This window comes from Brevibacterium permense, assembly GCF_013280495.1.
GTDB lineage: Bacteria > Actinomycetota > Actinomycetes > Actinomycetales > Brevibacteriaceae > Brevibacterium > Brevibacterium permense.
The window spans coordinates 125,261-137,590 of the sequence record NZ_JABSSX010000004.1 but is presented as its reverse complement, the minus strand read 5'-3'; the positions used below and the strand labels follow the sequence as shown (position 1 = coordinate 137,590).

The 12,330-nt window shown below is 61.3% G+C and carries 7 protein-coding genes and 1 pseudogene; 5 read left to right on the top strand and 3 right to left on the bottom strand.

Annotated elements, in window-relative coordinates:
* Positions 1 to 92: 92 nt before the first annotated feature.
* Positions 93 to 2,642, bottom strand: coding sequence for a DEAD/DEAH box helicase (locus HK353_RS07660; RefSeq protein WP_173154782.1), 2,550 nt, complete (start codon positions 2,640 to 2,642; stop codon positions 93 to 95).
* 210 nt (positions 2,643 to 2,852) lie between these two features.
* On the opposite strand from HK353_RS07660, the gene HK353_RS07655 reads away from it, so the two are divergent.
* Positions 2,853 to 3,950, top strand: a complete 1,098-nt coding sequence (locus HK353_RS07655; protein ID WP_173154779.1) for a type I restriction endonuclease — start codon at positions 2,853 to 2,855, stop codon at positions 3,948 to 3,950.
* Positions 3,951 to 4,036: 86 nt separating this feature from the next.
* Here the strand turns inward: HK353_RS07655 and HK353_RS07650 are convergent, their stop codons facing one another.
* Positions 4,037 to 7,060 carry an SNF2-related protein gene (locus HK353_RS07650; RefSeq protein ID WP_173154776.1) on the bottom strand — a complete coding sequence of 1,008 codons (3,024 nt, stop codon included), beginning with the start codon at positions 7,058 to 7,060 and terminating at the stop codon, positions 4,037 to 4,039.
* A 62-nt stretch (positions 7,061 to 7,122) separates the two neighbouring features.
* A pseudogene (locus HK353_RS07645) lies at positions 7,123 to 7,726 on the bottom strand (IS5 family transposase); the annotation flags it as partial.
* A gap of 148 nt (positions 7,727 to 7,874) precedes the next feature.
* Between HK353_RS07645 and HK353_RS07640 the strand changes: the two are divergent.
* The 4 genes from HK353_RS07640 to HK353_RS07625 are packed head-to-tail and all read left to right on the top strand — an operon-like array spanning position 7,875 to position 12,302.
* Positions 7,875 to 8,996, top strand: a complete 1,122-nt coding sequence (locus HK353_RS07640; RefSeq protein ID WP_173154769.1) for a zinc-binding dehydrogenase — start codon at positions 7,875 to 7,877, stop codon at positions 8,994 to 8,996.
* 1 nt (position 8,997) lies between these two features.
* Positions 8,998 to 9,684 (top strand): RraA family protein, encoded by a 687-nt coding sequence (locus HK353_RS07635; RefSeq protein WP_173154766.1) that lies wholly within the window; start codon positions 8,998 to 9,000, stop codon positions 9,682 to 9,684.
* A 32-nt stretch (positions 9,685 to 9,716) separates the two neighbouring features.
* Positions 9,717 to 11,216, top strand: a complete 1,500-nt coding sequence (locus HK353_RS07630; protein WP_173154763.1) for an aldehyde dehydrogenase family protein — start codon at positions 9,717 to 9,719, stop codon at positions 11,214 to 11,216.
* A gap of 57 nt (positions 11,217 to 11,273) precedes the next feature.
* A complete protein-coding gene (locus tag HK353_RS07625) occupies positions 11,274 to 12,302 on the top strand; it encodes a 2-hydroxyacid dehydrogenase (protein WP_173154760.1) in 1,029 nt (342 codons plus the stop codon).
* Positions 12,303 to 12,330 lie beyond the last annotated feature (28 nt).

The window sequence follows — 12,330 nt, the reverse complement described above, 5'->3', positions numbered from 1 at the left end:
CCGCCTCTCCTCCTTCGGACTACGCTCAACACGAGTCGTAGAATATTTACCTTAAGGTACCTAAAGTAAATATTCTACGCATCTGTGTGAGGTCAGATTCCGAATCCCTCGGACTTGATGGCGCGGCGACGCTTGTGGAACATGCGATCAAGGACAGGAACTTCAACGTCGTGAAAGTCGTGAACGGTGACCTCATCGACGGTGAGATCGCCGCGCGTCACTCGGCCGAGATTCTGGACGACTCGACCTTTGAACGAGATCGGCATCGTCAAGAAGAGACTGTCAAGAACAGGGAGATCGAAGCCTTCGCCGGCGACTTTGTCGATCGCCACTAGGACGAAGCTGTCGCCCGAGCAGGCCGTATCTCTGAGTTTCTCGCGTTGACGTGCGCGTTCACCTGGCTTCAACTGCCCATGCAGCCGAAGGACCGGAAGCTTCTTTGGAACCTTATTGCGTATCCCCTCAACGAGCGTGCGCAGATGGTCGATCCTGTTCGTGAGAACCAGGACGTGGCGTCCTTCGTTCGCTTCCGCAACGATCTTCGGAATGATCTGAGAGTTTCGGCCCTCGTCAGTCGCGAGTTCGGCGTAGAGATCGGGCATCGAGGGGCCGCCAGCACCCGGTTCTTCTGTTGTGAAATCAGTCTGATGGACGTGGAACGTGCGCTTAGGGGTTGCCGACTCTTGGTCAGCCTCTGGCTTCACATGTGATTCTTCGCCTGTCTCAGTCTTCGCCATGTCGTATCGAACCGGCCCGCACTGCATCGTGATGAGCCCATTAAGCTGGTCTGCTCTATAAGGGGTTGCAGTCAGCCCCAGCCATCTGGGTGCATCCACTTGGTTGAGGGCAGCTTCCGCGGCCGGTGCGGCCACGCCATGGCATTCATCGACGATGATCTGTCCGTAGCGGTTGAGCAGAGTGGGATCGGCGTTGCTGTGTGAGATCGAGCGCATCATGATGAGGTCGACGAAGCCTGTCGTCTTGCGCTTGCCGCCACCGAGCTGACCGATCTCTCCATCGTCGAGTGAGAGGAACTGGCGCAGCCTCTCACCCCATTGGAGGAGTAGCTCGCGAGTCGGTACGATGACCGCTGTCCCTACACGACGTTCGGCGATCAGTGCGCATGCCATGACAGTCTTGCCTGTTCCCGGCGGCGCGACCAGAACACCCATATCGTGACTGAGCATCTCTGCAACGGCTGTTTGCTGATCGGGCCGCAGGGTGCCGGTGAACAAGGCTGCGATTCTGTCCCGCTTGCGACGAGATGATCTCTCCCGGACGGTGTAGCCAGCCATTTCCAGACGGGAACGAACATCGTCGAACAGTCCTCGCGGCATTCTCAGTTCTTCATCCGTCTCTTCGAAACGGACAACCACTCGAGGCTCTCCGAAGGTGCTCATTCGCATTGCTTGCTTGCGGTAGAACTCGGGGTTGGCCAACGAGGACAGATGTTTGAGATCTGACAGAAGCACACTGGGCATGTCCCCGATTGGGACGTGAAGTTGAGTGTCCCGGCGGAGAGTGATTTCTGCTCCTCCGACCTTCGGCTGCAAGGCCCGGATGTCCTCCCGCCGCGGTTTCATTCGCCACTTCGCATTTACAGCGTGGACCTCGGCTGCTGGCGGGGTGTCATCGGGCCCGAGTGGGTCTGCAGACGAGTCTTCAGCGATCCTTTCGACCTCTGCGGGAGAGATGAGTCGTGTTCGATCCAGAGCGGCGAACTGGTCGTTGTATGGTTCCCAGGTCTGCGGATGTGCGAAGACCGTCGTGCCTTGGCCCCGCATGTCACCTTGCAGAGGCAACGCAATAAGGTTGCCGAATGAGCCGCGCCCCGGCGAATTGACCGGCAATTTGTCCTGAGAAGGGAAGAGCCGGTCGTAGCTGGAGAATGTGATTGAAGTGTCTTTGTCCATTGCGCGACGCAAAAGAGACATTCCGGCCCGTCGCGCAATCGCCGCAGGCACGGCCGACTCGAAGAACAGCCAGATGTGTGCTCCGCTGCCGGAGCTGGAGATCTCGGCTAGGGCATCGATCCCTGCCGTGGTGCATTCGTCTGAGAAAGCGGCTGCAGCTGAACGCCAGTCATCGTTGTCGAAGTCGCAGGCAAGCAGGCGGCAAGTGTCGTCTTTCCGCAGGGGGTAAAGGCCGATGTGGAGGGGTTTGCGAGTGTCATCAGGCTTCGCGTTGCGTACTCCGGAAAGGTGACGCGCAACGAGCTGCTTGGTCAGCGGCTCATAATCCTCAGGTCGGACATTCTTGGGGTCGTAGAATCCCGATCGAGTGGCTGGGCTCCAGCCGCGTTTGCCTGTCTTGGCGCTCTCCCAGCGCCGGGCATACACGTCAGCGCGACCACAGAAGCGCGACATGAACAGCTCGAGCTTCGCATCCAGTGGTGACATATGTGTGATGGGAGCGTTCTCGACGCGGGCTGGCGCATCGTGTGGTTCTGGAGACTCCTGCCTAGTCGGACGCCCCTGCGCTTTCTGCCCAATGGCGTTGCTTCGCGTCGAGGTGGGATCGGAGACTGCGGTTTCGCAAAGCGCCGCAAGCTCGCTGCGCGCCCGAGTCAGTTCTGATTCCAGGTACTCGATGCGGTGGATCAGCTGCATACGACGGTCGTCGTCGGTGGTGGGCCCGCCCATGGTCATCAGTGTAGAAGCTGCGCAGAAAGGTGCACAGTGGTGAAAGGTATGTAGATGAGTGAGGCGGTTGCGTCGCAGACTGCTTCTTCGGTCTTGTCTCCGAGGTAGGGCCGGTAGAAAGTCAGACTTCTTGTTGAGGGCGAGTTTTCGACTGAGACGCGATACAGTTCGAACAGAGAAACTATCAATGACGTGAGTTTTGGAGAGAACGTGGATTTTGATGAACGCCTGTGGGCGCTGGCTTCCAAAGTGGGGAATCAGCGTGAGGCCATTCAGACTGAAGAGGCGACGAAGAACGCTTTCATCATGCCTTTCATTTCGACGATCTTGGGTTATGACATCTTCAACCCGCTCGAGGTGGTGCCGGAGTTCTCGGCAGACGTCGGAGTGAAGAAGAACGAGAAAGTGGATTACGCCATCATGCGTGATGGGGAAGTCCAAATTCTCATCGAGTGCAAGAAATCGACCGAGCCGTTGAAGATCGAACATGCCTCCCAGCTGTTTCGATACTTCTCGGTCACGAACGCGCGAATTGCAGTGTTGACCAATGGCGAGGTGTACAACTTCTACACTGACCTGGATGCTCCGAACAAGATGGATGACAAGCCGTTCTTGGTTTTGGACCTCAGTGATGTCGACGAGACTCTCCTTCCTGAGCTGAGAAAGCTGACGAAAGAGGTATTCGATCTCGATTCCGTTATCAGTGCAGCGGAAGAGCTGAAGTATGTTGGAGCGATCAAACGCGAAATTGCATCTCAGTTCAAAGATCCTGACGAGGCGTTCGTACGACTTTTCACCAGTCGCGTCTATGAGGGCAGATTCACTCAAGATGCAAAGGCGCAGTTCACTCAGCTCGTGGCGAAAGCAACTAGGCAGTTCCTCAATGAAAAAGTCAACGATCGGCTGAAGACGGCGTTGGGAGCATCGGATTCAGCACCCCCGGCGGAGGCTGCGCCGGCTGATTCCGTGACCAGCGAACCTGTTGCTGAGTCAGATCTCGACCGGGACACGGAAATAGAGACGACGTTGGAAGAACTCGAGGGCTACCAGATCGTCAAGGCGATCAGCTGCAGTGAGGTGAAGCCCGAGAGAGTGGCTCAGCGTGATGCGAAATCGTACTTTGCCGTGCTTCTGGACGACAATAATCGCAAGCCGATCGCTCGCCTTCACTTCAATGGCAAGAAGCAGAAATACTTGGGAACCTTTGACGCAGACAAGGTCGAAACCCGCCATCCGATCAATGGGTTGGAGGAGATCTACCTTCATGCGGAGACGATTCGGGGGACCGTGAATCACTATATGGACTAAGAGCCAGCGAGGCGCGAATATTTACTTTAGACCCCCTAAAGTAAATATTCTCGGCGAAACTGTGAGCTTAGATGCGGAGTTCGCTCCTACCTCTCGAGCAGCCCCTTGATGTCCGCGGCCGTCACGGTCTGGCTGAAGGCCTGACCGCCGGGGCCGCGCCCCTGGTAGGTGCCGGAATCGGACATGAGATCGTCGAAGAGTTCGGCCTTGCGCTTCTGCAGGGCGAGCACCTTCTCCTCGATCGTGCCCTCGGCGACATAGCGGTAGACCATGACATTCTTCGTCTGCCCGATCCTGTGCGCCCGGTCGATCGCCTGGTTCTCCGAGGCGGGATTCCACCATGGATCCATGAGGAAGACGTAGTCCGCCTCGGTGAGGTTGAGCCCGAACCCGCCGGCCTTGAGACTGATGAGGAACACCGGCGCCTCACCCGACCGGAACGCATCGACGACCGTCCCGCGGTTGCGCGTCGACCCGTCGAGGACGACATAGGGAATCCCGCGCGCGTCGAGCTCCGCGGCAACATTGGTCAGGAACGACGTGAACTGGCTGAACACGATCGACCGGTGGCCCTCGGCGATGACATCGTCGAGCCGTTCCCGGAGCGCGGCCAACTTCGACGACGGCACCTCGGCATGTTCGGCATCGACGATGGACGGATCGAGAGCGAGCATCCGCAGCAGCGTCAGCGACCGGAAGACGATGAACCGCTGCTTGTCGTATTCGCTGTCGATGAAGCCGAGGATCTTCTTCCGCTCCTTCTGCAGAATCCGATCGTAGAGTCTCCGGTGCGCGGGACTGAGTTCGACAGAGATGACCTGCTCCTGCTTCTCCGGCAGGTCAGCGGCGACGAGATCCTTCGTCCGCCGCATCATGAACGGCCGGATCCGCCGCTGCAGGCGCTGCATCCGTCCCGGGTTCTCACCCGACTCGATCGGTCGGACGTATTCCTCCTCGAACCGGTGCGGGCTTGGAAACAATCCCGGTGCCGTGATCGAAAACAGTGACCACACGTCCTTGAGCGAATTCTCCAAAGGAGTCCCGGTCAGCGCGAGCCGGAACGGTGCGCGCACCTCCTTCGCCGCCAGGTGCGTCTGTGCGGTGGAGTTCTTCACGAACTGCGCCTCGTCGAGGATGAGCCCCGCCCACTCCATCCGCGAGATCGGGGTCTCCTCCAACCTCAACATCGCATACGACATGACGACGACATCGGCACCGCGAGCCACCTCGGCGAGGTCGACCCCACGCGCCCGCGTCGATTCGGCCACGACACGAACTTCGAGGTCAGGGGCGAAAGCGGTCGCTTCCTTCACCCAATTCGGGACGACCGAGGTCGGAGCGACGACGAGGAAGGGAGCGCTCGCTTTCGCGTGCTTGATGAGCGCGAGCGTCTGCAGGGTCTTGCCCAAGCCCATGTCGTCGGCGAGGATCCCGCCGAGGCGGCACCGGTAGAGCAGTGCCAACCACCGGAATCCCTGCACCTGATACGGGCGCAGCTTCGCACCGTTCAGGTCGGGGACCTCTGTCGCGGGCAGGTATTCGAGGTCGGCCAATGCGCGCACTGAGTCTCTCCAGGTCACGGCCGGTTCGGACTCGTCGGCGAGGTCCTCGAAATCCGACCACAGGCCCACGTGCATACGTGAGATCTTCGGTGCTCCGGGCTCCCATTCGGGGATGAGGTCCGCCTCGGCGAGGAGGGCCTTGAGCTTGTCGAAGATGGGCTTGTTCAGCGACAGGAAGGAATCGTCGGAGAGCTTGATCTTCTTCGTCCCGGCCGCCAACGCCTTGTACAGCTTGACGAAGGGGACCGGGTGGCCGTCGATGCTGATCTGGAAGCCGAGATCGAACCAGTCGTTCTTCTCCGACTCGACCGAGGTTATCTTCACGTTCGGCTCCCCGCCGAGCTCCCGGTACGGCTGCTTCTTCCCGCGCGTGATGACCTTGACGTGCCCGATCTCTTCGAGCCCGGGCAGGACGTTGACGACGAAATCCGCGGTGTCCGCGTGGTCGAGTTCGACGTCTTTGATGGTCGGCAGGGCGGAGCCGGTTTCGTGGGTGTCGGCGAGGAGTTCGTCGACCTCGGCGACGACGGCATCTTCGAAGTCGAGTTCGCGTTGCTCCGCATATTCCCTCGCCGAGGCGGCGCTGAGCTTCAATCGGTCGATGACGGGGAAGGTGCGGCGGGGTCCCTGGTATTCCCAGTACCAGCGCAAGGAGAGTTTGTCGCCGGCGCCGAAGGCTGCGAAGACAACGAGGCGGGGGCGGCCATACTGCGGGAAGGCGACGGTGGCGTCGCTGCTGATGACCTCGGCGCTGGAGCGCAGCTGCGGGTAGTACTCCTCGAAGAACTCTTCGGCCTCGGCCGCGGGGATCGTGATCGGCCCGGGGGACTGGAGCACGGGCAGCGCGGATTCCTTCGTCGGGGTCTCCGCAGGGGCGAGGGTGACGGTGAAACCGCTGGTGACGTCGACGCCGAAGAAGCCGTGCGTCCAGATGGGTTTGATCAGTCCGGGGGCATATTCGCGTTCGTCGATCGTTGCCCGCGTCTGCACCTGCAGGCGGTTCTGGCAGCGGCGGATGTCGATGGCGGCGCGGGCGGTGTGCCCGATGCGGATGGTCATATCCGGATTGATGCCGACGAATTCGATGCCGAGCTTCTTCCCCTGCGTGAAGTGGTCCCACAGCAGGGGAGTGCGGAAATCGGCGAGGTGGTACGGCGCACCGTCGGGCGTGAAGTCCGTCTTCCCGCGGGTGCGCAGTCCCGCGAGCTGGGTGAACCATTCCTGGTGGGCCGGGTCGATGTCGAACTGCCGGGTCATGCGGTCGATGGTGCGCCAGGTCAGGGTCTTCTTCACCCAGTTGCCGGACTCGCTGAGCATGAGCGGGCGGATCGCGAGGCTCGGATTCGCGCCCGGGGTGACGTCGTCCTTGTCGAGGAGGACGGAGTGCTGAGCTTCGAACCATGTGCGGGGGATGACTTGGACGAGCTCGAATCCAAGCGCCACGGGCGTGTGTGAGTGCGGAGCCGCCTCGGCGAGAGGAGCAAAGGCGTCACGCCAATCGGCGGGGAGGGCGGAACCGGTCGTGGCGGACGGTCGGGTCTCAGGCACGATGCCATCTTCTCATTGGACGGTGACGCGGGTGGAAAATCAGCATCTAGGGCATGTCTCCTTTATCGCCGGAGCCATGTCAGCATCGCGCTGATCCCGGCGGTCGCTCGATAGGTGATCGCGAGCTTGTCGTATCTCGCCGCCAACCCTCGCCATTGCTTGACGTAGGCAAACGAACGCTCCACCACGTTGCGGTTCCGATAAACTCCGGCACCGAATGCCGGGGGCCGTCCACCTTTGCTGCCGCGCTTCTTCCGAGTTGCGATCTGGTCCTTCTTCTCCGGGATCACAGCCCGAATGCCACGCAAACGCAGATACTCGCGGTTGCATCTGAGCCCATAAGCACGATCAGCCAGGACCACGTCGGGGCGTGTGCGAGCACGACCACCACCAGCCCGCGGGACTCGAATATCGGCCAGCACCTGCGGCAGAATCACTCCGTCATGGCGCTGCCCGCCGGTGATCACCACAGCCAGGGGGCGGCCGCGGCCGTAGACGGCGTGGTGGATCTTCGTCGTCTCCCCACCACGTGAGCGACCAATGCCATGCCCAGCTGGTTCACAGTCCTGATCGGGCAGATTCTTGTAATTCGACGTAACCCCCTGTGTCCTGGTCAGGGCGCGACGTGTTCGTCGCGTGCTGGTGAGCACGGTTGATGGTGCCATCGCACCCCTTTGCCCTCGACCCTTACCCATTGATTTGTTCACGTCACTTGAAAATGGGGGTTGTGTTGCATGCGTCACACGGGTACCTTTATGTGAACCGGGTTTGTATATACGAACTCGAAGTTAATGGGCTACCCGAGGAGAACCAGATGACAGTACAGAGCCGAGCCGTCGTGCTCTCGGAATTCGACGAACCCTTCGAACTCACCACCTTCGACGTGCCGGAACCGGGTGAGAACGCGGCGGTCGTCAGCGTCGACTACGCCGGGATCTGCGGAACCGACGTCCACCTTCAGGCCGGTCGGCTGCCCATCAACACCCCGGTTGTGCTGGGGCATGAGGCCGTTGGCAACATTGCGGCACTGGGGCCGGGACTCACCCACGATGTTCTGGGGGAGCCGCTGTCGATTGGCGACGCGGTAGCGTGGCAGAACAGTGTTGCCTGTGGGCGGTGCCGGTACTGTCTCATCGAGCAGCAGCCGTCGCTGTGCACCGGATCGCGCCGCATCTATGGAATCAATCAGCCGGCCGATACATTCCCGAGAATCTCAGGCGGCTGGGCAGACCAGATGTACCTCCAGCCCGGGACAACCCTGGTCAAGCTGCCCGAAGGAGTCAGCCCACGGGACGTCATTCCGTTGGGGTGCGCCGGACCGACGGCCATCCACGGTGCCCTGTACGAAACGAAGATTGCCTTTGGCGATACGGTCATCGTTCAGGGCAGTGGCCCAGTAGGCGTCGCCTCGGCGATCTACGCCCAGATGTCCGGAGCCGCCAAGGTCATCATCGTCGGCGGTCCGGCCTCCCGACTCGAGATGGCCTCTGGTCTGGGTATCGGGCATGAACACTTCAATGTCATGGACGACATGAGCACAGAAGACCGCATCGCTGCTGTGAAGGCCCTGACGTCTGGAGGCGAAGGGGCTGACGTCGTCATCGAGTGTGCCGGGATCCCCTCCGCCGTGGCCGAAGGGATCGAGATGGTGCGTCCCGGTGGCCAGTACTGCGTGGTCGGTCAGTACACCAACCATGGTGAAACGCCCATCAACCCGCATTTCATCACGAAGAAGCAGTTGACGATCCAGGGCTCCTGGGGCTTCGCCCCACATCACTTCATCCGCTATATCCAGACTCTGCCCCGCCTTCTGGAGCAGTTCGATCTCGGCAGCATCATCAGTGAGTACCCCTTGGACGAGGCTAACCAGGCAGTGGCTGACGTGAAGGCCGGCCGTGTCATGAAGGCCGTGCTCCGGCCCGGGGCGGTGGCGTGAAGTGGGTGGGCAGTGTCTTGTCTATGAGGATTCCCCTGGCATCGACGAAGCGCTGATCGCTCGGTTCCGCGACCTGCCGACGTCGGCGATCTCTGACGCCATGCAGCGTTTCGGAGGAGCTCGGGGCTTGTCGCCACTGACCTTGCCTGGCGTTGGGCCAGCCAAGGTTCACTTGGTCGGACGCGCGCTGACAGTCCAGACCCGGCCGGGTGACAACCTCGTGGTCCACAAGGCGGCAGACCTAGCCGAGTTCGGTGATGTCCTCGTGATCGACGCCGGAGGTCTCGTTGATCGAGCCATTGTCGGTGGATTGTTAGCCGGGTACGCCCAGACCCGCGGGATCGCCGGAATCGTGCTTGATGGTGCCGTCCGCGACCTCGGCGAGCTGGCTACCTTGGAGATCCCTGTCTTCGCTCGAGGCGTTTCACACCAGGGCCCATACAAGGATGGCCCGGGTGCCATCCGCGGACACATCGCCGTCGGTGGAACGGCTGTCGGCCAGGGCGATCTCGTCGTCGGCGACGAGGACGGCGTGGTGTTCGTACCACGCAATCGAGTGGCGCAAGTCGCAACATTGGCCGAAGACGTCGTGCAACGCGAACTGGCCGCCACCCAGGCCATCGGCGACGACAGCTGGGATCGGCAATGGATCGACCGCGCAATAGACCTTCACATCATGCAGCCGTGAGTTGCCCAAAACTAGCTCCCTAGGAGATTGCCTTGCTTGACCAGCTGACTCTCAACGCACCAGCTCGAACGAACTTCATCAACAACACCTGGACAGCCAGTGCTGGAGCTGGCGTCCCAACACTCAATCCCGCCGACCAAAGCGACATCGTCGGAACCGTTCCTGACTCCACTCCTGAGGACGTCAAGGCCGCCATCGATGCGGCCCGGGAGGCACTGCCTGGCTGGGCTGCAACCCCTGGCCCGGTCCGTGGGGACATCCTCCGCCGGTGGAGCGAACTGATCGAAGAGCACCTCGAGGAGCTCGCTCGACTCATCACCCGGGAGATGGGCAAACCGCTGGCAGAATCTCGCGGCGAGCTCGGACGGGCGCGCATGGAGATCGACTATGCGGCGGGAGAAGGTACACGCATCCACGGAGTCACCATCCCCAGCCGAATCCCGGGGGTCTCGATCGCCACACAACGCGAACCCATCGGAGTGGTCGGCGCCATCACACCGTGGAACTTCCCGGCCATCGCACCAGTGCGAAAGATCGCCCCAGCTCTGGTCTTCGGCAACACTGTCGTTCTCAAGCCTGCGCTGGAAACGCCGCAGACCGCTCTGGTTCTGGCGGGGCTGCTCCGTGAGGCGGGGCTGCCTGAAGGCGTACTGAACGTGGTCTCCGGGCGCGGTTCAACAGTCGGATCACAGCTGACAGAGGACCCCCGCGTCGCGGGAATCTCCTTCACCGGTTCAACCAACGTTGGACGATCCGTCAACGAAGCCATGGCCCGGCGGCTAGGCTCGGTGCAGTTGGAACTGGGCGGCAAGAACGCAGCTTATGTACACAGCGCTGAAGACCTGCGAGCAGTCGCCGCTGAGATCACGAACGCGTCCATCCAGGCCACCGGACAGCGGTGCACGTCCATCAGCCGGGTGCTGGTCCGTGAAGCGATCGCCGACGACCTGGTGGAACTGTTGGTCGAGTCGTGGTCCGGCCTGGTGATCGGCCCCGGTGATGCTGAAGATACGGAGGTCGGCCCGCTGGTCAACCAGTCGCAGCTGGACCGCGTCTCTCGCTATGTCCAGCAAGGCATCGAGGAGGGTGCAGTCCGCGTCACGCCCGATCGGTCGACACCGGACGGGTTGTACTTCGCTCCGACGGTGCTGGATCGGGTTACGCCGGAGATGACCGTGGCCCGGGAAGAGATATTCGGTCCAGTACTGACGGTCACCCGAGTCAACGATGATGACGAAGCCATCCGAGTGGTGAACGATACCGACTACGGCTTGGCCGCAGCAGTGTTCAGCGAGGACCTCGAGACAGCCATGCGCTTCTCACGCGAGGTCCACGCCGGGATGGTTCACATCAATCACGGAACCGTCAGTCAGCCGCACGTGCCGTTCGGCGGCATGAACGAGTCAGGGGTCGGACCGTTCTCGATCGGTCTCTCCAACGTCGAATTCTTCACTCAGTCCAAGACCGTGTACGCCAAGGACCGCAGCAGCGCGCAAGCGGGGCCGGTGGTCTCGGGACGCAAAGGGCTTTAGTGGACGGTTTGGCTTCGGACCTGCGCGATTCAGACCCAAGATAAAAAGGAACCACTCATGAAAACGCGACGTGTGTACGTCTCCAGCGACCTTGGTCCCGGTGCCTTGGGGCTGCTGAAGGAATCCGGCTGCGAGGTTGTCGTACACCCTGACCGGGATCGCCCTCCGAGCCGCTCGGAGTTACTTGATGGCGTGGCCGGTGCATCCGGCATCGTCACTCTGCTCAGCGAGAAGATGGATGGCGAATTATTCGACCATGCCGGGCCTCAGCTCGCCGTTGTCTCCGCAGTTTCGGTGGGTACGGACAACATTGACATCGAGGCAGCTGCGCGGCGGGGAATCACGGTCACTAATACCCCGGACGTCCTTACTGCTGCCACTGCCGACTTGGCGATGGGGCTCATCCTGGCCGTCAACCGGCGGATCGTCGAGGCGGACGCCTTCTTGCGCCGGCGTGAGTCTTGGTCATGGGGCCCGCGTTTCTTTCTGGGCCGCGATCTGGAGGGCGAGGTCCTCGGCATCGTCGGATATGGACGCATCGGGGCCGCCCTGGCACGGCGTGCCCGCGCCTTTGGAATGAAAATCATCGCTGCCGGTACTGGCCCCGCTCGGGACGGCGTCGAGCGGTTACCTCTGCAGGAGATGCTGTCGGTAGCGGACGTGGTCAGTCTGCATGTCCCGCTGACCGCGGAGACACGGCACCTGATCGGTCCACGTGAATTCGCTTCCATGAAGCCTCGAGCGGTAGTCATCAACACGGCGAGAGGTCCGCTCATCGATGAAGGGGCCCTTGTTCAGGCGCTGGACTCCGGGAGGCTACGTGGAGCAGGCCTGGACGTCTACGAGCAGGAGCCAAAGATCCACCCGGGCCTCCTCGTCCGGGACAATGTCGTGCTGACGCCCCACATCGGCAGTGCAGGGGAGCAGACCCGCCAGCGGATGGCTATGCTGGCCGCCGAGAATACTGTCGCAGTGCTAACAGGAGGGGACCCGAAGACCCCGGTGGCGTGCCCTACGGCCCAGACCGAACCAATTTCCGCTGCTACTGTTCTTGATAAACACGCCGCTGAGAAAGGGAAGGTCTAGATGGTTAGCGACGGTGGCTTTGTCCGAT